Origin of the sequence: Nocardia sp. CDC160, from assembly GCF_035818795.1 — a bacterium.
GTDB lineage: Bacteria > Actinomycetota > Actinomycetes > Mycobacteriales > Mycobacteriaceae > Nocardia.
Genome location: NZ_JAYKYT010000005.1, coordinates 495,212 through 516,919, shown reverse-complemented (window position 1 = coordinate 516,919; position 21,708 = coordinate 495,212). Strand labels below are relative to the sequence as shown.

Genomic DNA, 21,708 nt, shown 5'->3' with positions numbered 1-21,708 from the left:
TCGCGGACCGATATGAGAGTTGGATGAGAAATCCCAGGTGGTGTCGTCCGTATGATCCGTGTGGTGCGTGTACTGGTAGTCGACGACGAAGCCGCGGTGCGGGACGCAGTGGTGCGCGCCCTCGCCACCGAGGGCTATGAGACCCGGGGCGTCGGCGATGGCGCGACCGCGCTCACCGAGGTTGCCCGCTGGCAGCCGGAGGTCGTGGTGCTCGATGTGCTCATGCCGTTCATGGACGGGCTGGCCACCTGCCGCACCCTGCGCGGGCGCGGCGACCGCACGCCGATCCTCATGCTCACCGCGCGCGACGCGGTGGCCGATCGGATCGAGGGGCTCGACGCCGGGGCCGACGACTATCTGGTCAAGCCATTCGATCTCGACGAGTTGCTGGCCCGCGTGCGCGCGCTGGTGCGGCGCACCTACCCCGAGGACGGGGCGGTGCTCTCGGCCGGAGATCTGGTGCTGGACACCACCGCGCACACCGTGCGGCGCGGGAACCGCGAGATCGACCTCAGCCGAACCGAATTCGCGCTGCTGGAGGTGCTGTTGCGCAATGCCGGGCAGGCCTTGCCGCGCGAGACGCTGATCGAGCGGGTGTGGGGTCAGCAGACGTCGAATTCGCTGGAGGTGTACATCCGGTATTTGCGGCGCAAGCTCGAAGTGGAGGGGGAGACGGCGCTGATTCACACCGTGCGCGGGGTGGGATATCGGTTGGGGCCGTCGTGAGGCGGGTGTGGGATCGTCTCGGATTGCGCGGGCGGATCGCCGTATTCTTTGTGCTGGCAATGGGTTTGGCATTGGCCGGGATGGCGACGGCCGCCTACGTGGTGGTCGGGCACGAACTGAACAGCAGCCTCGATCTGGGTTTGCGTCGCCAGGCCACGCGGATCGCCCGGCAGTTTCCGGCGGAGCCGTCGGTCGCGGCGATCTCGGGGCCGTGTCAATATCTGGCCGCGCCCAGCTGTGTGCAGGTGGTGGCGGCGGACGGCCGCATCGAATCCGAGCATCTGCCCGACTACTCCCTGCCCGTCGATGCCGAAACCCGCGCTGTGGCAGCGGGATCCACCGACGCCTTCTTCACCGACTTCACCCTCGACGGGTATCGCATGCGGATGTACACGACGCAGTTGCGGCCGGGCAGCGCGGTGCAGGTGGCCCAGCGCTCCGACACCGTCGACACCGGACAGCGCCGGGTCGGCATCGCGCTGCTCGCGGCGGCGGGCGCGGGGCTGGTGCTCGCCGCGCTCCTCAGCACCGTGCTGGCTCGGCGTGCCCTCGCGCCCGTGGCGACGCTCACCGAGGCGGCCGAAAGGGTCGCCCGCACAAGGGATCCCAAACAACACATCACCGTCACCGGATCCGATGAAGTGGCGCGGCTCGCGGTCAGCGTCAACACCATGCTCGATGAACTCGACGCGGCGCTCACCGCCGAACGGGATTCCCGCGCCGCCCAGCAGCGTCTGGTCGCCGACGCCTCGCACGAATTGCGTACGCCGCTCACGGCATTGCGCACCAATATCGATCTGCTGCGCCGCGCCGATCGGATGTCGGCCGCAGACCTCGATGAGACGGTGTCGGCGTTGCGCGTGCAGTCCGAGGAGTTGTCGGGTTTGGTGACCGATCTCATCGACCTCGCGCGCGCCGACGAGCCGGACGCGGCGCGGGAATCCCTCGAGGATCTGCGCCTGGATCTGCTCGCCGCCGAATGCCTGGCCGTCGCCCGAAGGCATTGGCCCGCAATCACCTTCGACGCCGATCTGCACCCCGTCACCGTGGCGGGCGCACCGGCCCGATTGTCGCGGGCGATCACCAATCTGCTCGACAATGCCGCGAAATTCAGCCCGGCCGAGGGCACGGTCCACGTCACCGTCGCCGACCACGAGCTCGCCGTGCGCGATGCGGGCCCGGGCATCTCGGCCGAGGATCTCCCGCACATCTTCGACCGCTTCTACCGTTCCCCCTCGGCGCGCTCGACTCCCGGGCACGGCCTGGGACTCGCGATCGTGTCCCAGGTCGCCGCGCTCCACGACGCCACCCCCACGGTCGAATCGACCGCGGGCGGCACCACTTTCACCCTCACGTTCCCGAGTCGCGGCTAGGTCGGCGTCGGGCAGAACGGGTCACACGCCGCCGGTGGGGTCGGTGTCGGCGTCTGCGGCGCATCGAAATGCGCCGAGCTCACCAACACCATGAGTCCGATGGCCAGACCGAGGATCAGGGCGAAGGCGGTCGCCACCACGCCCCAGTTGAGTCTGGGAAAGGTAATGACCTCATCGCCGTCGTCGAGGGCCAGAAAGACGACCGCCGCGCTTCCGGGCGATCGAAACAGTTGTTGCAATACGGTATTACGCCACCAGCGTCCAGACATGGCAGCACACGAGCCTTTATCTATTGTTCTCCGGGTTCGCCACGACCGTGGCAACACCAACGCTACGCCCGAAATGTCGCGATAGCTATCAGCTATATGGCCTGGTTCGCCGCCTTGTCCAGCGCCTCACGAAATCCTCATCCGGCGCGGGCACAATGGGAACAAAGGGGGGAGCACCGTGATGCGCCGACGAACTCTCTGGATCACGAGCCTCATTCGTGAGAGTAAGAGCGATCTGGAAACCATGACGTACACCGTCCAAATCATCCGGAGTCTGGGCGCGGTCACACCCGGCACTCGAGCGAGTCTGGCCGGGGCGCTGCGAATCTTGGCGCGCTGTCAGCTCGAAGCGGGACAGCAAACGGAAGCCCTGGCCGCCGTCGACGAGTCGGTGCGGATCTGTCGCCGCCGAATCTCGGCCCGGCGCGGCCGCTACCGCGCCGAGTTGGTGATCGCCCTCTGCGTGCGCGCCGACATCCTGCAAAGCCTGGGCAGCGAACCCGAGGCCCTGGCCAGCGCACGCGAGGCACTCGCACTGTGCCGCGACCATCTCACGGACAACCCGCGGCGATTCGGGCCCGCCCTGCTGGTCGCACTCGACACCCTCGCCCGAGCCCTCAACGCCCACGGCAACCCGCACGAGGCCCTATCGCTCGGCATGGAACTCGTACGAATCCTGCGGCGTCTCACCGCCCGTCGGCCCGACTACAACCGCTCCTTGGCCGCGGCGATGCACCAGCTGGGCGTCTACGCCGACGACGCGGACCGCCTCACGGACGCCTTGCGCGCCACCGACGAAGCCCTGCAGCTCTACCAGCGCCTCGAGGACGAACGGCCAGGCTCGTTCGTCGAGCACGTGCGCGCGGCGACCAACAACCGAGACTTGTTCCTGGACCGATTGGAGCAGGCCGGAAAGGTGGTCCTGGGTCCCTATCCCCTCTGCGCCCATTGCGAACTCGTCAACGGCGGCCTGGTAGCCGTGCGCCACCACCAACAGCACATCCGCGTAGCCGACAAACAAGCCTGCGTCGACACCGCCCTCGCCGACATCGTCACCGCGCTATGGGAGCACGGCTGCGACACCGTCTGCTCCTGCGAAGACATCGACGGCCGGGCGGGCGTGGTGCCAACGGAAGCACACGTCGATCGCGCCGCAAAAATCTTGGCGGACATGGGTATCCATACCGAGAATTCGGATGGCGCGATCTTGTTTTCCTTACCGGAGCGTCAATCGGGACCTGGACTCCTCGGTCGTTCTCGACCTGCTCGCTGACCAGGGCCGCACACGTCGGGTGCGGATGGCCGCGCGACAACGAGCCGGGCGACGGAACCGTTAGCCCGTGGTGGCGTCGGCGGTCGCATTCTCGATCAGGTGTGACGGAAGGATGACGGCGGGGCGGGGTGGCGAACCGGGGGTGGATTGGGTCTCGTGATCCGGGCGCATCTCGCTCGGAGATGTCCACGGTCCCAGGAAGGCGGACATCATGATTCGCAAATTCGCCATCGGACTGGCGGTCGTCCTCGCCGCCACATTCAGTGGTGCGGCGCCCGCGCTCGCGGGCTTCGGTCAGGACGGCTACACCCCAACCGGCGGCTGCCAAACCAATGGAGGTGGCGGTGTCGGGGCCGGGAAGGGGGTCGGCGGCTCGTCGGGCGGCACCGGTGCCAACCCCGACGGCACCCTCGGCCCGCACGGTCAAGGCGGCGTTGACCAGAACGGCTTGCCCAACAGCTCCACCGATCCCGCCCCACTCTGCGAGTAGCCGCCCCGCCCCCGGGTCCCCGCGCCGACCCCGACGCGGGGACCCACGGCGTTGTCTCGGTTAGGGTTCGCTGGTGGATGTGCAAGTGATTCCGGGCAAGCTGATCGAGGTTCCGACGGCGGACGTGACCGGGATGGACAGGCGGGCTTTCGGTGAGTTCATCGGGCCGAATGGGGAACTCGCGTCGTACGCGTTCGGCTGGACGACGGGCGGGGATCCGCATGTTGGGCGGTTCAGTGTGGGTATCGGGGTGGGGAATCCGGGTGGTGCGACCTTCCACGCCGTGGTGTTCGAGCATGACGACGCGCATGCATTCTCGCTGGTAGACGATCCGTTCGAGCAGGTGCCGCAGGGCGGACCCGACCTGACCCGTGACGAAGCCCGCGCGCACCAGGATCTCCCATTCATCTGGTGGGTGGTCGACAATGTGATGCAGAACGATCCGCGCGCGTGGTGGATGCGCCACTGGCTGCTGGGAACCCGGTGTATTCAGACGCCCGAGGTCTTCGAGCAGCAGGAGCCGATCCTGTTGGTCAGCAATGACGATGACGACGACCTGTGGCAGCTGATCGGGCCTACCGACGCCGGTAGTGAAGGCCACATCGGCCACCTGTATCACGCCATTGACGAGGACCCCACCCTCATGGATGTCGCGAATCTGCAACCCGGCGAGCACGCGACCCGTGAGTCCCGGGGCGGCCCGTGGACCCGAACCGCCCCCGAACCCGAAGCGGACTAACCGCTCTCGGGCACCACGCTCTCGAACCTTCGTAGGCTCGAGTAGTTTTGCGCTGCCGGATCGGCGGACGCGCGACGAAGATGAATCCCGTTGCCGCACCGCCGAATGGAGCATGATGACCGAATCCACCCGCCGCCCAAGGGGTCTGGGCAAGCGAGCTTGGTTGACAACCCACCTGGTCCGCCGCCTGCTGCGCACGCTGGCCTGGTCCAATTTTGTGGATGTCACCGTCATCGGGCGTGATCGCGTTCCCGCGACCGGCCCGGTCATTGTGGCGAGCAACCACATCTCCATGCTCGACGCCGTTTTCCTCTGGGGTGCGCTGCGCCGCCGCGCGATCGCCATCGCCATGGCCGAACTGTGGACCTGGCCGGTCGTCGGCTGGCTGGTCCGTCGCCTGGGCCAAATCCCGGTAATCCGCCGCGACCCCGAATCCGGCCGCACCGCACTGACACAGGCCGAACAGGTCCTCCGGCACGGCGGCGTCCTGATCATCTACCCCGAGGGCCGCCTGGTCGCCCCGGGCGAATCCGAGCCGTACAAACCCGGCGTGGCCACACTCGCCTTGGCGACCGGCGTTCCCATCGTTCCCGTCGCCACCACCGGCACCGACGGAGTCCTCCCGCCGCGCCGCGCCCGGGGCGACGGACCCGCCTTCAACCGCCGCCATCCGGTCATCGTGCACTTCGGCACGCCCATCGATCCCGCCGATTTCGACGATCCCGAAAAGCTCCTCGACCACCTCCGCTATCGCATCGAATCGCTACGCGCGCAGGCCCACTGATTAATCGATTTCGGGCACGACCGCATCGGCTTCGATCTCGACCAGCAGGGCCGGATCGATCAATTGACTGACGCCGATCATCGACGCGGCGGGACGGATGTCGGCGAACACCTCACCGTGCGCCTTCCCGACCTCTTCCCATCGGCTGATGTCGGTGACGAAAATCCGTGTCCGCACCACGTTCTCGACACCGGCTCCCACCTCGGCGAGCGCCGCCGCGATCCGCCGCAGCGCCTCCCGTGTCTGTTCGGCGATATCGTCCCCGCCCACGGCCCCGCCGTCCGGTGCCGCGGCGGTGGTCCCGGCGACCGACACCCATTGCCCGACCCGGACCGCCCGCGAATAGCCCACAATGGGCTCCCATACCGCACCCGAGGAAACATTCTGTCGATTCGTCACCGGGCTAATTCTGCACAGCCCGGGCGGGGGAGCAATTCTATTAGCGATCGGGTTGCGGGAGGGCCAGACAGAGTGCTTCGAGTGCCGGGCCGAAGGCGTGGTCGGCCGGGGTGCCGTAGCCGATGACCAGACCGTCGCGTGCGGGCACGGTGGCGTCCGGATGGCGGTAGCGGTGCAGGCCGTCGAGGGCCAGGCCGAGTCGGCGGGCCGCGCGTAGGGTGGATTCCTCTGTGCCCGTGGGGAGTTCGAGGACCGCGTGCAATCCGGCGGCAATGCCGGTGATCCGGATGTGCGGCGCTCGGCGGGCGAGGGTCTCGACCAGCAGGGCGCGGCGACGGCGGTAGGTGGTTCGGGTGCGGCGCAGGTGGCGATCGTAGGCCCCGCGGCAGAGGAAGTCGGCGAGGGTCAGCTCGGCAATCACGCTGACCCACATCTCCCGGTCCTCCTTGACGGCGAGCACCCGGTCGATCAGCGTGTCGGGCAACACCATCCAGCCCACGCGCAGGGCGGGGGAGAGGCTCTTGCTGACGGAGCCGAGATAGACGATGCGATCGGGATCCAAGCCCTGCAAGGCTCCCACCGGCTCACGGTCGTAACGGAATTCGCCGTCGTAGTCGTCCTCGAGCAGGAACGCCCCGGTGGAGCGAATCCAATCGACCACGGCCACACGGCGTTCCGGATGCAGGGGGCCACCGGTAGGGTACTGATGGGCGGGAGTCAGGAGGACCGCTCGGGCGGGGCTGTCCCGCAGCTCCTCGACCACCGCCCCGTGCGTATCCACGCCGATCGAAACCGTTCGAACACCCTTGTCGCGCAGCAGCTCTCGGTGATAGGGAAGGCTATACGCCTCCATGGCGATCGGCCCGTCGAGGGCGTCGGCAAGGAGGTGCAGCCCGTGAGCGAACCCGGTCGTAATCACAATCCGCCCGGGATCGGCGCGGACGCCGCGCGCTCGGCTCAGATATTCGGCCACCGCGCCCCGCAACTCCGGCCGCCCACGCGGATCACCCACCCCGAAGGCCTCATTGGGAGCCGCCGCCATCGCCCGGCGGGTCGAAGCAACCCAGTCGGCACGCGGAAAGGCCGCGGCATTAGGAGAACTGGGTTGCAGATCGTGCAGGACCCGGCCCGAACCGCGCCGCGCCGAAAAGGGGCCGCGCTCGACCGGTTTCGGGGTACTGCGATCGGCATGCATGGCGGCCGTGCGCTCGACCGGCATCGGGGTACTGCGCTCGACCGACATAGCGGCCGTGCGCTCGACCTGCATCGGGGCACCGCGCTCGACCGGCATGGCAGCCGCACGCTGAGCCACCCGCGTGCCCGACCCCTGCCGTGCCGTCAGCCAACCCTCTTCCACCAATTCGGCATACGCGGCCGCCACGGTATTCCGCGCAATCCCGAGATCCGCGGCCAAACTCCGATACGGCGGCAACCGCGTCCCAGGCGCAAGCCGCCCAGAACGAATGGCCTCGCGCAACGCCGACATCACCTGCGCACGCCGCCCACCGCTGCTCGCGACCGCCAAATACAAATCGACCCCCGCCGCCCCACCCTCCGCACCCACCGGTCCCTCGGGGGCGGCGTCCTTCATCGCGTCGAATTCGGAATTGGCCCATGTTTCTGCCATGGAAATGCACCATAACAGTGGGTCTTTTGGCTCGTACGGTCATGGCATGTCTACTTCAGTCGCGATCGCTCCCGCACGGTCGCCGGTCAAGGGTTGGCTGGGCGTCCTGGCGGTGACGCTCGGCATCTTCTCGTTGATGACCTCCGAATTGTTGCCCGTCGGTCTGCTCACTCCCGTCGGCTCGGCGCTGCACGTGTCCGAAGGCGTTGCGGGGCTGATGGTTACCGTTCCCGGGCTGGTGGCCGCGTTTTCCGCGCCGATCGTTACCGTGGTGACCGGACGCATCGATCGCCGGATCGTGCTGGCCGTCCTCATCGGGCTGATGGGCGCGGCCAATCTGGCCTCCGGTTTCGCCACGAGTTTCGCGGTGGTTCTCGTCGCTCGTTTTCTGATCGGTCTCAGCGTCGGTGGCTTCTGGTCCATTGCCGGTGGCATCGCGGTTCGCCTGGTGCCCGAGCGGCAGGTCGGCCGGGCCACCGCGGTCATCTTCGGCGGCGTCGAAACCGCCTCGGTGCTGGGCATTCCCGCCGGAACCCTGCTCGGCGACCTGAGCGGCTGGCGTGTCGCGTTCGCGGCGGTCGGTGCGCTGGGCCTGCTGTCGGTGGTCTGCATGGTGTTCCTGCTCCCACCTCTGCCCGCCGAGCAATCAATCGAACTCCGTGAGCTCCCAACGGTTTTCCGCTCGAATGCCGCCCTGCGCCTGGCCCTCGCGCTGACGTTCCTGATGATCACCGGCCATTTCCTGGCCTACACCTTCGTGCGCCCGATCCTGCACGCCCACGGCATCGACGAGCATGCCACCGGCGCGCTCCTGCTGATCTTCGGTGTGGCGGGCATCTGCGGCAATTTCCTGGCGGGCAGCCTGGTCGCGAAATCCTTGCGCGGCACCACGATCGCGATCGGCGTCGCCCTGATCACCGCCACGACATCCTTGGTTCTTCTCGACACCTCGACGGTCACCGCCGCCGCCCTCCTCGTCCTGTGGGGCCTCGGCTACGGCGCGGTCCCCGTCACCTTCCAAACCCGCATCCTCCGCGCCGCCCCCGCTACTCCGGAACCCGCCTCCTCCCTGTTCGTCTCCACCTTCAATCTCTCCATAGCGCTCGGCGCGCTCGTCGGCGGTGCGGTGGTCAACCGGTACGGCCCCCTCACCGTCCTCTGGCCCGCCACCGCCATGGTCCTCGCAGCCCTGCTGATCCTCGCTCTACCCCGCCGGACCGCCGGTCAACCGATCGGCGACGAGAGATATTCCAGCGCATAACCATTGCCGGACGGCGTCACGCGGGCAATGCCCGGGGAGTCGAGGTGCGCACCGGCGACGAAGTGGTCCGGTTGGACCAGTTGTTCGAGGAGAACGGCTCGCGCGGCACGGGCCTGGGACTGGTCGCTGTCGAATTCCCAAGCCACATCCGGCTTTTCGAATTGGAGCGTGGGAACGTGAACGGTATCGCCCCAGACCAGGAGACGGCCGGTGCCGCTGGCGATCTCGTAGACGGTGTGACCGGGTGTGTGGCCCGGCGTCGGGACAGCGGTGGTCCAGTCGTAGATCGCGGTCCGCTCCGAGATGGGTACGACGCGGTCGCGGATCGGTTCGAGCCGCCCGGTGAACACCGAGGTGTCGCCCGCGCCGATCCACACGCGCTCGAGTTTCGGGAAGGCCTGCGCACCGTCCGGCGCGATCAGTCCGCTCACATGGTCTTCGTGGTTGTGGGTAATGGCCACATCGGTGATGTGCGCGCGGTCGACGCCCGCTTCGTCGAGCGCGTCGTAGATCAATCCCATGGTGGGCTCGTGCCAGTTGTCGGAACAACCGGTGTCGATGAGCACCGACCGCGTGCCATCGGTGACGTAGAAGGCGTTGACCGACAGCCGCAGGTTGTCGTCGACCAGCGGCACGACCGCGGGCAGTTGGTACAGCACGCGCCCCGCCTCGTCGCGCAGTCGCGTCGGCGGCATGTCGATGTACCCGTCGCGCAACGAGATCACCTGCAGCTCACCGAATTCGAACCGGGCGTGGTGCTGGCCGCTCGAGATCAAACGCATGAAACCTCCATCGGGTGCGGACACGCCTCGCGCGTCTCCGATAGAAGACTACATCTTCTTTAGTAGAATTCCAGGCATGGATGAACCAGAGCACGGCGACGACACGATCGGTGCGTTCGGCAGCAATGTGCGGCGACGCCGCGAGGAGGCCGGTTTGACGCTCGAACAGCTGTCGACCCAGTCGTCGGTCAGCCGGGCGATGCTGTCCAAAGTCGAACGCGGCGAGAAGAGTCCGACCATCGGCGTCGCCTCCAGAATCGCCCACGCCCTCGAGACATCCCTCTCGGATCTGATCGGTGGACCGGCCGCCGCCTCCGGCACGGCCGTCGTCATGCGCAAGGCCGAACGCCCCGTCTTCCGTGACCCGGAAACGGGTTTCGAGCGGCACATGGTCTCACCCGCTCCGGGCGCGGGATCGGGCGAAATGGTCTTCCACTACCTCCCGGCGCAGATCTCCACCGGCCTGCTGCCCGCGTATCCCCCCGGCACCGAGAAACAACTCATAGCCCTGAAAGGCACCCTCACGGTCTTGATCGGCGGCGTCACCGAGACCCTGCACCCCGGCGACTCCCTCTACTTCCGAGCCGACACCCCCCACGGCTTCGCCAACCGAACGAACTCCCCCTGCGAATACCTCATGATCATCTCCCGCCGAACCTGAACGGACTTGCGGCGCAGCGGGATTGGCGGCTCGGCGAGCCGCCGGGTGAGTCAGCTGCCGGTGTTGATACCGAAGTAGCGCTTCAGAACGCCCGCGGTGGAGTTGTAGTCGATGATGTTGACGTCCAGGGTGGCGGTCTGTTTGCCCTGGGTGGCGTAGAGGGTGTAGCGGCCCGCTTGCTGTGGGGTCCAGATCAATTCGGTACTGGAACAGCAGGTGCCGAGCGGGGTGACGGTGCCGAGGATGGTGCCGTTGGCCTGGATGCTGATCGGTGTGGTGAGGTCGGTCAGCTTGACGACGTCGATGCGGCAGGACTCGGTGGTCAGTTCGCAGCCGTAGATGTCGGCGCTGGCGCTCATGGCGGTGATGGCGAATCCGGCGGCTTCGGCGTCGGCGGATCCGCTCGACAGCGGGATCGCGGCGGCCAGCACCGCGGTGCCGATCGCGGCGCGGCGAGTGATCGTGCTCAATGGATGCCTCCGCTCATGCAGCCCCCGGACCCGAGCAGGGTTCCGCTGCCGGAACCACCCTGCTGACAGGCGAGTTCGCGCAGGTAGTCCTGGACCCGCTTGATCCACATTTCCGGCGAGTTGGTGTCGAGGATTCGGACGCTGACCGTCTGGTTCAGGCTGCCCTGCTGCGCGCTCACCGTGTGCGCACCGGCGACCTGCGGCGTCCACGTCGTCGTGAACTGTCCGCGGGAGGTCGGGCCCGTGATGGGCGAGCCGGTGGCCAGCGCTTTGCCGTCGACGCTGATGGTGACCGGGGTCGACATGTCATCGACATAGGCGGTCAGGCTGCACGCCACCGTGGTGACCTCGCAGCCGTACGCGCCGCCGCCCGGACCCACCCAGATCTCGATACTGCCCGCGGCCGCGGCCGTTCCGGACGACAAGGGGATGGCGGCCGCCGCGAGTGCCGCCCCGAACGCCGCGTAGCGAACGGTCTTTTTGGTGTTCATGGCCGAGAAGTATTTTTGAATCGTCCATGTTTCACAAGGAGTTTCGGGGACCCTGGTTTTCGGGGGTCGAGGTGGGGTGTGGTCGTAGCGCGATCGCAGGACGGGATGGTTCGATCGGTGGTATGAGCCAAAGTGAGGAATCGGATCGGGTGGCGACGGCGGGGCGGGAGATTGCCGCGGGGGCGGACCGGATATTCGAGTTGATCGCCGATCCGGCGCAGCAGCCGAGCTGGGACGGCAATGACAATCTCGCCAGCGCGGAGGCGGGTCAGCGGGTGCGCGGGGTCGGGGACGTGTTTCGGATGACGCTCACCAAGGGCACGGTGCGCGAGAATCACGTGGTGGAGTTCGAGGAGGGTCGGCGAATCGCCTGGCTGCCTTCGGAACCCGGCGGGCAGCCGCCGGGGCATCTGTGGCGCTGGGAGCTGGAACCCTTGGGGGAGAACCTGACTCGGGTCACCCACACCTACGACTGGACCAACCTGCGCGACGAGAAGCGCATGCAGCGGGCACGCGCCACCACCGCGGACAAACTGATGGCTTCCGTCGATCGGCTTGCGGCACTGGCCGAAAAGGACTGATCTTCCGCGCGCTCCTGATCGGGATCTCGGTGTGATCGACCTCGCCCACAAACCCGCCTAGACTGTCTGGGACGGGGTCGAGCGCAGTCGGGGCGCGGCAGGAAGGAACGGCGACGTGGCCGGACTCAGGAGAAAAGGCATCGCCCGCATGGCGAAGGTGGCCAGCATTCCGGCGAACCTCATGGCGCAACGGGTGGCCGCCACCGGTAAGAGCCTGCTGTCCGGAGCCGACCGCGGATCCATTACCGACGAGATGCTCGACAATGCCGCCGACCAGGTCTTCGCGGTCTTGGGCGAACTCAAGGGCGGGGCCATGAAACTCGGGCAGGCGCTCAGCGTCGCCGAGGCCGGGGTCCCGCCGCGCTACGCCGACCCCTTCCGCGACGCCCTGACCCGGCTGCAGCAGGAAGCCCCGCCGATGCCGGTGGCCGAGACCCACCGCATGCTGGACCTGCAATTGGGCACCGGCTGGCGCAAGCGTTTCGCGCGCTTCGAGGACGAGCCGATCGCCGCCGCCAGCATCGGCCAGGTGCACAAGGCGATCTGGCACGACGGCCGCGAGGTCGCGGTGAAGGTTCAGTATCCCGAGGCCGAGGAATCGCTGCGCGCGGATCTGAAGATGCTGCACATGGTTTCGGGCGCGTTCAATACGCTGCTCGCGGGCAGCAACGCCCGTCAGCTCATCGAGGAATTCCTGGCCCGCACCGAGGACGAGCTGGACTATCGCATCGAGGCCGCCTATCAGCGCCGCTTCGCCAAGGAATTCAGCGGCGATCCGCAATTCTTCGTGCCCCGCGTGGTGGCCGCCGCCCCGAAGGTCATGGTCACCGAGTGGATGGACGGCATCCCGCTGTCCCGCATCATCGCCCACGGTGCCCGCGCCGACCGCGATCGTGCCGGGCTGCTGCTGGCCGAATTCGCCCTGTGCTCACCCAGTCGCGTCGGCTGCCTGCACAGCGACCCGCATCCGGGCAATTTCCAGCTGCGGCCCGACAATCGGTTGGGCGTCATCGATTTCGGCGCGTGCATCGAGACCCCGCACGGTATTCCGCGCGCGGTCGGCCGCCTGGCCCGTTGCGCGCTCGCGCGGGATTACGACGGCCTGGAAACGGTCCTGCGGGAGGAAGGATTCGTCAAGCCGGGCGCGCCCATCGACCTGGGACCCATTGTGCGCCGCATCGATCCCGTGCTCGCCCGCATCGACGGCAATAGTTTCCACTTCACCCGCGAATTCCTGCAGCGGGAAGTGGCCCGATCACTGGAGCCGGAGAACATCTCCCTCGTCAATGCCCGCGCCCTGCGGGCCCCGGCCGACCAACCCGAATACGCCATGCTCACCCGGGTTTTCGGCGGCATTGTCGGCATTTGCGCGCAACTCGACGCCGAGGGCCCATTCCTCGAACTGGTCGAGAAATGGGTCCCCGAATTCGGCGGCTCTCAGGAGGTCGCCTCCTGAAGCTCGCGGACTGAGGCGGTGGTGAACCGGTAGTCGTCCAAGGGGAAATGCCGGTTCTCCCAGTACATTTCGAGTTGCGTCGAGGGGCGGAACGCCGCGCCGTCGCCCTGGTAGTTGATGTAATAGGTGTTCGAGGTGATGCAGCCCTGGGTGAACAGGTGGGTCTTCTTGGCCCGCTCGTCCATGCGCGCGAAATACCGATCGTGCGGCTCCTGCCGCACCTCGACACGGGTCGCGCCCCGGCGACGCGCCTCCTTGATCACCCGCGCGGCATGCGCCGAGGTCGATTCGATCAGCGGAATATAGGAGCCGGGCGCGAAGGCGTAGGGCCCGACAATGAGGAAGGCGTTCGGGAACTTCGGCACCGAGACGCCCTGATACGCCTGGAATCGATGGGCGTCCCAGAACTCGCCGAGCTCGAGCCCGTCGCGGCCGTAGATCGGGTACGGCGGCGTATAGCCCTTCTCCATGACCTTGAATCCGGTGGCGCACACCACCATATCGAATTCTCGCTCCCGTCCGTCGGCACTGACGATGCCGGTCGGCGTGAAATGCTCGATGGCATCGGTCACCAGCTCCACGTGTGGCCTGGTGAAGGTCTTGAAATAGGTGTTCGAGATGGAGGGCCGTTTGCATCCGAATCGATAGTCGGGGGTGAGTTTGCTGCGCAGCTCGGGATCGCGCACCTGGGTGAAAAGCCAAGCCTTCATGGCATTCTCGGCCACCGACATTCCCAGCGACGTCACCCGCGGATAGTCGGAAATCGCCAGCCCGGCCCCTAATCCCGCGTTCACGCCGACATTCCCGAGGAACCGCACCGTCCGCTGCAAGGGCGCAAAATTCAGCATCGCGTTGGCGACCGGACCCATGGGAAAGTCCACCTTGGGTCCGATCCAGATGGCCCGTCGTTGATACACCGTCAGATGTGAAACGTCCTTGGCCAGTTCGGGAATGAGCTGCAGCGCCGTGGCCCCGGTCCCGATCACCGCCACCCGCTTGCCGCCATAGTCGTAGTCGTGATCCCACCGCGAACTGTGCATCACCTTGCCGGTGTAGTCGTCGAATCCCGGAATCTCCGGATTGTGCGGCTGCTCCAGCCCGCCCACCGCGCCGATCACATAGCGCGCCGTGATCTCCGAGCCGTCCTCGAGCCGGATCCGCCACAGGTCGTGCTCCTCGTCGAAATCGCCCCGCACCGCCCCGGACCCGAGACGCAGCTTGCCCCGCAATCCCTGCCGATCCACGACCTCCTCGGCGTACCGCTGCAATTCCGCCCCGGGCGCGAAGAACCGCGACCACCGCGACCGCGGCTGGAACGAGAAGTTGTACACCGGCGACGGAACATCCACGGCCACACCGGGATACGTGTTCGCCAGCCACGTCCCGCCGACCCGGGGCCATTTGTCGATGATGACGAAATCCTCGACCCCGATGCGCCGCAACGCGACACCGGCCCCGATCCCGCCGAGACCCGCGCCGACAATCACCACCTCATGGGCCGGTACGGGTCGAGAACCATTGGTGGAAGGCATGATTGGCCTCATTTCCGGGATTGATCACTGTCGAGGGCGGCGGTCGTCGCAGTGTCGAAGGCGGTGGTCGCCGCGACGGCCTGCGCGATGACCTCGGGAAGTTGCTGCCGCCGCAGCTTGCCCGCGGTGGTGCGCGGCAACTCGGGCACGAACGCGATATCGCGCGGCACCTTGTAGTTGGCGAGGGTGGATTTGATATGCCGTTGCAGCGCGGCAGCACTCGTGCGCGACCCGGCCTTGAGCACCACGGCCGCGGCCAGCCGCTGCCCGAAGTCCGGGTCGGGCACCCCGATGGCCCCCGCGTCGGCCACCGCCGGATGCGCCAGCAAGGCCTCCTCGACCTCCTGCGGGAAGACGTTCTCGCCACCGGAGACGATCATGTCGTCGGAGCGGCCGTCGACGAACAGCCGTCCCTCGGCGTCGAAATGCCCGAGATCGCCGGAGTCCATGTACTTTCCGACCATGTCCTTGGTGCGGCCGTCGCTGTAGCCGTGGAACATGCTGGGGTTTCTGTTGATGATGCGGCCGGTGACGCCGGGCGGGAGCTGACGGCCGTCGGCGTCGACAATGCGGATGTCCACGATCCCGGTGAGCGGTCGCCCGACGGTTCCGGGCGCGGCGCGCAGATCCGCGGGCGTGGCCATGGTTCCGGCCCCGGTTTCGGTGGAGGCGTAGCCGTTGAACAGCACATCGCCGAACTCGTCCATGAACGCGGTGGCCAGCCACGGCGGCAGGGGAGCGGCACCGCACACCACCATCTGCAGGCTTTCCAGGTGATATCCGCGCCGATCCCGGGGTGGCAGATCCATGATCCGCTTGAGCATGGTCGGCACCAGGCAGGCGATGTGCACGCTGTGCCGTTCGATGTCGGCGAGAACGGTTTCGGCGTCGAACCTGTCGTGCACCAGCGCGGTCGACCCGAGCAGGAAGGCTCCGGCCAGTGCGAAGAAGCCGTAGGTGTGATGCAGCGGCGGGGCGATGACCATGGGATGCCCGAGCCGGGGAATGGGCTCGACCTTGGCCAGCTCCTCGAGGGCCAACAGCATGCGCGGATGCAGTCCGGACAGCGCGAGTCCCGCCGCGCCCAACTGTCGCGGCGCGCCCTTCGGGACGCCGGTGGTGCCACCGGTCAACAGAATGAGCGAACCGCCCGAGGCGGGCTCGCGCACCGGCGGGCCGCCCGCCGCGACCAATTCGGCCACGGTGGGCAGGCCGCCCGCCGCGCCCCGCACCACGACGCGGTGACCGGTGTAGCCGGACTTCTCTATCTGCGTGTGGAATTCACCGTCGTAGAGCAGTACCTCCACTCGCTCGCGGGTGAGGACCTCGCCGATCTGCGGGCCCGCGAAACCGTAGTTCAAGGGGACCAGATCCGCCGACAGCCGCGCGGCGGCATAGGCGGCGATCACGAAGCCGCGATGGTTGCGGCACAGCACCCCGACCCGCCGACCGCGCCGCACATCCCAGCGGGCGCGCAGCGCCGCGGCCAGACGAAGGACCTGCCGATCCAGTTCGGCCGCGGTGATGGAGCCGTCGTCGTCGATCATGGCGGGGCGATCCGGAAACCGTGCCGCGAAGCTCGACAGCGCGGTCGACAGCCCGATCCCGCTCCGGAGCGCCCAGGCCCGGTGCGGAATCCTGCTGGGCGGCAAGAGGTTCAGTGCCCCACTGGCGGGAATCCACCCCGCGACCGTCACCGCGTCGTCGAGCAGATTGGCCGTGCGCTCCACCCGCCCGATCGGTCCGGCCCAGTCGACGGGCCGGTTGTTCCAATTCCCGGCCTGGGCGTACAGCGTCAGCATGCGTTGCGCCGCAGGGAAATTGTCGAGTGCGTACGAGAGTGGCGCGGCCGCCCGCTCCCACCACGGCCGAATCGCCAAGGGGCGGTCCACGATCGCGCGGCACACCATGCTCGCGGCTTCCTCGGTGGACATGCTCGGCATATAGCGGTAGATCCGGTACGGGCCCAGCATGTCCGAGCGCACGAGTTGCAGGTGGATTGTCGTTGCCGTGATGCCGTCGGCGCGCAATTCCGGTGCGGCACCGCGCATCCAGGAGTTGAACGCAGACTTGGAGGCGATGTAGGCCGTCCAGCCGACGGGCGGGCCATGTACACCGGCGGTGCTGATATTGACGATGTGGCCTTGCCGTCGCGCCCGCATGGACGGCAGCAGGCTCAGCACCAGGCGCACCGGGCCGAGATAGTTGATGCGCGCGGTGTCCTCGAAGTTGTCCCAGCGGTCCAGCGAGTCGGAGAGCCAGCGGCGTATGGATTTGCCCGCGTTGTTGACGAACACATCGACGTGGCCGTGGTCGGCCAGCACTCGCCGGATCAGCGCGGCGCAGGCGTCGGGATCGGAGAGATCCGTGGGATAGGGGTGGACGGAACCCGGGAAATCGGCTGTCTCGGAACGCAATTCCTCGAGCAGAGCCGCGCGCCGGGCCACCGCGATGACGGTCGCGCCATTGGCGGCCAATCGCCACGCCGTGGCCCGGCCGACGCCCGAGGACGCCCCGGTCACGAGAATGATCTTGCCCGTCACGGCCGGTGCCAGGCGTCGGTCGCCAATGCCGTATCCGGCCGCGCCCAGTGCGACGCGGACCGATTTCGGTAATTCGAACATGGGCTCAACTCCTTTGTCGAGCGGAAGGGGTCAAGCAGTGACGCGGTCGAATTCGTAGTCCGAGAACGGGAATCGGTGATGCGCGCGGCGGGCCGAGAAGAATCCGGTGGGCCGGATATACGTGCTGTCGCCCTGCGAATTGCGGTAGTACGTCGGCACGTGCGCGTTCAATTCGCTCAGGTAATAGCGCATGGCCGCGCCATTGCGGTAGATGCGGCGGTGGTAGGCGTCGTGCACCTCCTGCCGGACCGCCACGAAGGTGGCCCCGCGCCGCCGCGCCTCCGAAATCGCGCGCACCGCATGGTCGGCCGTCATCTCCACGAAGGCGTGCCAGCCGCTGCCGGTCCACGAATACGGGCCGACCAGGGTCCATCGATTCGGCAGTCCGGGCAGCGCGACGCTCTCATAGGCCTGTAAACCTTGTTCGGCGAAGTATTTGCCGAGATCCATGCCCTCGCGTCCGACCACCATGCCCGGGGTGTAGGTCTCCGGGTCGGAGAAGACGTGATAGCCGGTGGCCAGCACGATCATGTCGAAGTCGCGTTCGGTGCCGTCGGTGGTGCGGATGCCGGTGGCGGTGAATCGCTCGATGGGGGTGGTGACCAGGTCCACGTTCTCGCGGTTGAAGGCCAGCAGGTAGCCGGTATTGAGGGTCGGGCGCTTGGCGATGGGGCCGTAATTGGGCGTGAGGCCCTCCCGAATCTCCGGGTCCCGCACCATGAGTCGCAGCAGGGTGCGGTAGCCGCGGATGGCCGCGGCGTCCAGGGCGCGCAGGGTCGGTCGGACCACCGGCATCGGCGCGGCCGACATGGTCCGCAGCGCGGCGTCGACGGCCACGAGGGCCGCGCCGTGCACGGTGGCGGTCAGACCGGGGACGTGCAGGGCAAGGCGCACCGCGCGGGGAATTCGCGGATTCGGCTTGGGCAGGCACCACACCGGGGTGCGTTGGAAGACCGTCAGATGGCCGACCTTTCCGGCGATGGACGGGGTGATCTGCACCGAACTCGCGCCGGTCCCGATGATCGCGACCCGTCGACCGGTCAGGTCATAGCCGTCGTCCCAGTCCGAAGGACGCTGAATTGTGCCTTGATACTCGGCGAGTCCGGGAATTCCGGGATCCTGCTTCGGGCTGATGAACGCACCCACCGCGCTGATCACGAACCGTGCGCTCGTGACCGTGCCGTCGGCCAGATGCAGTCGCCAGCAATGCTGATCCTCGTCCCATTCCTCGCTGACCACCTCGGTCCCGAATCGAATGTGCGGATACAGACCGAAGCGCCGGGCCACCGCCACGTGATAGCGCTGAACTTCGGCTCCGGCCGCGAAGAGCCTGCTCCAGTTGGGATTTCGCGCGAACGAGTACTGGTAGGCCAGCGAGGGAATATCGACTTCCAGCCCCGGATAATGGTTTTCCTGCCAGCTGCCGCCGACCTCGTCGGCCCGCTCCAGTATGACGAAATCGGCGACCCCGGCTCGTTTCAATTTGACCCCGGCGGCGATTCCGCCGGGTCCCGCGCCAATGACGGCGACCTCGTGGTCCGGAGCCGAAAGCTTCGCTGCCGATGTGTTTCTGGATGCACTGGTCACGACGGGGGACCCTCCCGGGCGGATTCCGGCGCTGCGCTGCGCCCGCTCCACCAGAGTAGTTCTGTCTGGGACAGTGATCAAGACCCGTGGGGCAACGGTGATCTCAGTGCGGGTCAGCCCGCCGCGAAACCCTTGGCCGGGGTGCTCGCTCGGCGCAGGCGGACGGCATTGAGATCCGTGGGCTGGCCGGTGCGGACGCGATGGCGCTCCATGACCTCGCGGAATTCCGGTGACCAGCGCAGGATCTCGTCACGCATGGGTCCGGTCGTGCCGAGTTGGGCGATCAGGCCGAGCAGGGTGACCAGCGCGCGCTGGAACGGCATGAGATACGGGGGCACGTCCAGCTGTCGATAGGCATTGCTCAGCTTGGGGCTCACGGCATCCAGCGTGCGGCCGCGCAGCCACGCGCTGTCCACGCGGAAGGTGTCCGCGCGCAGGATCTCGGTGAACGGCATGAGCTTGGCGGCCAGCCCGGCGCTGTCCAATCCGCGCTTCCCGTCGATGAATCCGTGCCTGCGCGCGACCGCGTCCAGCTCTGCCGGGCCGCCATTGATCAGGGCGTCGGCGATATCGTGCACCAGGAGCGGGAACTGGGCCGGGGGCCACGCGGGACAGGCGCCGAAATCGACCACGCCCAGCCGACCGTCGGGGAGCACGCGGAAGTTGCCCGGGTGCGGGTCGCCGTAGAGCAGTCCGGTGCGGGGTGCGCAGGACCAGAAGAATCGGATCACCTGCATGCCGACTCGGTCCCGTTCCTGCTGTGCGCCCGTGGCGATCACGCGCGAGAGCGGGATGCCGTCGAGCCATTCGCTGACGATCACGTCGCCGTGCTGCGCCACGACCCGCGGCACTCGGAAATCGGGATCGTCGGCATAGGCCTCGGCGATTCGGCGCTGGTTCTGCGCCTCGGCCTCGAAATCGAGTTCCGCGCGCAGGCATTCGGCCAGTTCGTCCACCACCGCGGGGCCGTCGGCGTGAGGCAGGAAGACCGGTGCCAGCCAGGCCAATCCGCGCAGTTGGCGCAGATCGCTGTCGACCGCGGCCCGCGCGCCCGGGTACATGACCTTGACCGCCACCGGGCGGCCGTCGTGCCAGATCGCCCGGTGCACCTGACCGATGGTGGCCGCGGCGGCGCGCCGGTCGTCGAACTCGCGGAAGTGGGCACGCCAGTCCGGGCCGAGCGACTCCGCGAGCACGCCGTGCACGGTGCACGGCAGCATGGGCGGGGCGGCATCCTGGAGGCGGCTCAAGGCGATTCGATACGGTTCGGCCAGGTCGGGCGGCAGACCCAGCTCGTAGATGCCGAGGATCTGGCCCAGTTTGGCGGCGCAGCCCTTCAATTCGCCCAGCACCTCGGCCATGTGCTCGGCGGTGCGCAGCTGGATCTCGCGGTCGACCTCGTCCGCCGGTCGTCCCAGTGCCCGCTTGCTCGCCCCGGCGACCTGCCGTCCGGCGAAGGCCAGCGGCACCGACGCCAGTTTCGCGGAACGAACTGCCTTGCGGGCGGGCGGATTTCCGCCCGCGTCCCCATCCCCCCGTCGGGCACCGCCGCGCCGAAGACTCATCGATCAACCAACCCCTTGTGCGCGCGCACCGGTCGACATGCGCATCAGGGAGTCTGCCACGAAGTGAAACTCTGCGGTACGAAAAACTGTACGTCTCGGTACGCGGTCTCGAATAATGGGATACGCGAGGTGAAGCCGGTGGTCAGGGCTGAGTGGCGGCGACCAGGGCCAGGTCGGTGAGGCGATGGGCGCGGGCGATCTCGGCGGGGGTGAAGGGCTCACCGGTGCGGAGGAAGGTCATGGGTCCGTCGGGCAGGGTGATCTCGAGCAGGGTGCCGCCCGGGACCCGGTCGGGATCGGGGTCCGGAACATATTGCGCGCCCAGCAGTTCGGCGATCACCAGCGGCAACTCCTCGGGATCGGCGGCCACCCGTGCCGCCAATCCCAGCGCCCGGGTCTGGCCGTCGACCAGTGTCATCGCGGAGGCGGGCCAGATGCCGACCGCGATGCCACCGGCCCGGGAGATGGCATGGGTCAGCCGCGGCGGGGTGACCTGGGCGGGCGTGGACACCACCAGCTCGTCGAGCACGCCATTCTCCAGATGATGCACATGCACGGCGAGAATATTGGCCCGCCGATCCGCCAAATGCTTCGCGAGCAATTCCAACCGCCCCGGCTTGTTGTCCAGCCGCACCCGAATCCGCCACAACTGCTCCGCACTGTCGAGCCGATGCCGACGCCGCAACTCCGGACCGTGCAACCACCGCGCCAGATACCGCATGGCCCCGGGCTCGACCACCCAGATAACGAGAATCGTGGACGTAATGGCAAGAATCGAAACCGTTGCCCAAAAAGACAATTCAAGATGAATGACGAGCGCGTGCAACCCCAACTCGACCGGCAGCACCGCCCCGAGCTTCGCCAACGCCATCCGCGTCCGCTTCGGGTGGGGCAGACGACCACACACCTCACACGCCAGCGCATGCACCTCGGTTTGCCTCATATTCACCACCCTGCCCGCCCCACATTTCCCCCCCTGTGCTGCCACGTAAAGAAGCCATGACAGATCCCGACAAAC

Annotated in this window: 21 protein-coding genes; 10 read left to right on the top strand and 11 right to left on the bottom strand. The window is 67.5% G+C overall.

Annotated elements, in window-relative coordinates; translation table 11 throughout:
- Nucleotides 1–63: 63 nt before the first annotated feature.
- Together VMT40_RS30180 and VMT40_RS30175 are read left to right on the top strand one after the other, a co-directional pair.
- Entirely contained in the window at nucleotides 64–726 is a 663-nt protein-coding gene (locus tag VMT40_RS30180) for a response regulator transcription factor (RefSeq protein WP_326362441.1), read from the top strand.
- 59 nt (nucleotides 727–785) lie between these two features.
- Entirely contained in the window at nucleotides 786–2,099 is a 1,314-nt protein-coding gene (locus tag VMT40_RS30175) for a sensor histidine kinase (RefSeq protein ID WP_326362440.1), read from the top strand.
- Here the strand turns inward: VMT40_RS30175 and VMT40_RS30170 are convergent.
- A complete protein-coding gene (locus VMT40_RS30170) occupies nucleotides 2,096–2,368 on the bottom strand; it encodes a hypothetical protein (protein ID WP_326362439.1) in 273 nt (90 codons plus the stop codon). The genes VMT40_RS30175 and VMT40_RS30170 overlap by 4 nt on opposite strands.
- 181 nt (nucleotides 2,369–2,549) lie before the next feature.
- Between VMT40_RS30170 and VMT40_RS30165 the strand changes: the two genes are divergently transcribed.
- The 4 genes from VMT40_RS30165 (at nucleotide 2,550) to VMT40_RS30150 (ending at nucleotide 5,654) form a co-directional block, all read left to right on the top strand.
- Complete coding sequence (locus VMT40_RS30165) at nucleotides 2,550–3,641, top strand: tetratricopeptide repeat protein (RefSeq protein ID WP_326362438.1); 1,092 nt, start codon at nucleotides 2,550–2,552, stop codon at nucleotides 3,639–3,641.
- A 211-nt stretch (nucleotides 3,642–3,852) separates the two neighbouring features.
- Nucleotides 3,853–4,131 (top strand): hypothetical protein, encoded by a 279-nt coding sequence (locus tag VMT40_RS30160; protein ID WP_326362436.1) that lies wholly within the window; start codon nucleotides 3,853–3,855, stop codon nucleotides 4,129–4,131.
- 73 nt (nucleotides 4,132–4,204) lie between these two features.
- Complete coding sequence (locus VMT40_RS30155; protein ID WP_326362435.1) at nucleotides 4,205–4,870, top strand: hypothetical protein; 666 nt, start codon at nucleotides 4,205–4,207, stop codon at nucleotides 4,868–4,870.
- Nucleotides 4,871–4,985: 115 nt separating this feature from the next.
- Nucleotides 4,986–5,654, top strand: a complete 669-nt coding sequence (locus VMT40_RS30150; protein WP_326362434.1) for a lysophospholipid acyltransferase family protein — start codon at nucleotides 4,986–4,988, stop codon at nucleotides 5,652–5,654.
- Here VMT40_RS30150 and VMT40_RS30145 read toward each other — a convergent pair whose 3' ends face one another.
- Both VMT40_RS30145 and pdxR read right to left on the bottom strand, forming a co-directional pair.
- Entirely contained in the window at nucleotides 5,655–6,062 is a 408-nt protein-coding gene (locus VMT40_RS30145; protein ID WP_326362799.1) for a RidA family protein, read from the bottom strand.
- 31 nt (nucleotides 6,063–6,093) lie between these two features.
- On the bottom strand, nucleotides 6,094–7,644 hold the full coding sequence (gene pdxR, locus VMT40_RS30140) for a MocR-like pyridoxine biosynthesis transcription factor PdxR (RefSeq protein ID WP_326362797.1): 1,551 nt from the start codon (nucleotides 7,642–7,644) through the stop codon (nucleotides 6,094–6,096).
- An 82-nt stretch (nucleotides 7,645–7,726) separates the two neighbouring features.
- Here pdxR and VMT40_RS30135 point away from each other — a divergent pair, with 82 nt between their 5' ends.
- A complete protein-coding gene (locus VMT40_RS30135; protein ID WP_326362432.1) occupies nucleotides 7,727–8,941 on the top strand; it encodes an MFS transporter in 1,215 nt (404 codons plus the stop codon).
- Here the strand turns inward: VMT40_RS30135 and VMT40_RS30130 are convergent.
- Entirely contained in the window at nucleotides 8,905–9,723 is an 819-nt protein-coding gene (locus tag VMT40_RS30130) for an MBL fold metallo-hydrolase (protein WP_326362431.1), read from the bottom strand. The two genes, VMT40_RS30135 and VMT40_RS30130, sit on opposite strands and share 37 nt — an antisense overlap.
- A 76-nt stretch (nucleotides 9,724–9,799) precedes the next feature.
- Here VMT40_RS30130 and VMT40_RS30125 point away from each other — a divergent pair, with 76 nt between their 5' ends.
- Nucleotides 9,800–10,384 (top strand): helix-turn-helix domain-containing protein, encoded by a 585-nt coding sequence (locus VMT40_RS30125; RefSeq protein ID WP_326362429.1) that lies wholly within the window; start codon nucleotides 9,800–9,802, stop codon nucleotides 10,382–10,384.
- Between the two features lie 50 nt (nucleotides 10,385–10,434).
- On the opposite strand, the gene VMT40_RS30120 is transcribed toward VMT40_RS30125, so the two are convergent.
- Nucleotides 10,435–10,854: a hypothetical protein gene (locus VMT40_RS30120; protein WP_326362428.1), complete on the bottom strand. Its 420-nt coding sequence runs from the start codon at nucleotides 10,852–10,854 to the stop codon at nucleotides 10,435–10,437.
- On the bottom strand, nucleotides 10,851–11,345 hold the full coding sequence (locus tag VMT40_RS30115; protein ID WP_326362426.1) for a hypothetical protein: 495 nt from the start codon (nucleotides 11,343–11,345) through the stop codon (nucleotides 10,851–10,853). Before VMT40_RS30115 ends, VMT40_RS30120 begins: the two co-directional genes overlap by 4 nt.
- A gap of 122 nt (nucleotides 11,346–11,467) precedes the next feature.
- Between VMT40_RS30115 and VMT40_RS30110 the strand changes: the two genes are divergently transcribed.
- The gene (locus VMT40_RS30110) at nucleotides 11,468–11,926 is read left to right on the top strand and encodes an SRPBCC family protein (protein ID WP_326362425.1); all 459 of its coding nucleotides are present in this window, start codon (nucleotides 11,468–11,470) and stop codon (nucleotides 11,924–11,926) included.
- 148 nt (nucleotides 11,927–12,074) lie between these two features.
- Nucleotides 12,075–13,382 (top strand): ABC1 kinase family protein, encoded by a 1,308-nt coding sequence (locus tag VMT40_RS30105; protein WP_326362795.1) that lies wholly within the window; start codon nucleotides 12,075–12,077, stop codon nucleotides 13,380–13,382.
- On the opposite strand, the gene VMT40_RS30100 is transcribed toward VMT40_RS30105, so the two are convergent.
- The 5 genes from VMT40_RS30100 to VMT40_RS30080 form a co-directional block, all read right to left on the bottom strand.
- Nucleotides 13,364–14,914, bottom strand: a complete 1,551-nt coding sequence (locus tag VMT40_RS30100) for a flavin-containing monooxygenase (protein ID WP_326362423.1) — start codon at nucleotides 14,912–14,914, stop codon at nucleotides 13,364–13,366. The genes VMT40_RS30105 and VMT40_RS30100 overlap by 19 nt on opposite strands.
- An 8-nt stretch (nucleotides 14,915–14,922) precedes the next feature.
- Nucleotides 14,923–17,538 (bottom strand): SDR family NAD(P)-dependent oxidoreductase, encoded by a 2,616-nt coding sequence (locus VMT40_RS30095; protein WP_326362421.1) that lies wholly within the window; start codon nucleotides 17,536–17,538, stop codon nucleotides 14,923–14,925.
- A gap of 30 nt (nucleotides 17,539–17,568) precedes the next feature.
- Nucleotides 17,569–19,125 carry a flavin-containing monooxygenase gene (locus tag VMT40_RS30090; RefSeq protein ID WP_326362419.1) on the bottom strand — a complete coding sequence of 519 codons (1,557 nt, stop codon included), beginning with the start codon at nucleotides 19,123–19,125 and terminating at the stop codon, nucleotides 17,569–17,571.
- A gap of 113 nt (nucleotides 19,126–19,238) precedes the next feature.
- Nucleotides 19,239–20,690, bottom strand: coding sequence for an ABC1 kinase family protein (locus tag VMT40_RS30085; protein ID WP_326362417.1), 1,452 nt, complete (start codon nucleotides 20,688–20,690; stop codon nucleotides 19,239–19,241).
- Nucleotides 20,691–20,832: 142 nt separating this feature from the next.
- On the bottom strand, nucleotides 20,833–21,633 hold the full coding sequence (locus VMT40_RS30080) for an amino acid-binding protein (RefSeq protein WP_326362415.1): 801 nt from the start codon (nucleotides 21,631–21,633) through the stop codon (nucleotides 20,833–20,835).
- Nucleotides 21,634–21,708 lie beyond the last annotated feature (75 nt).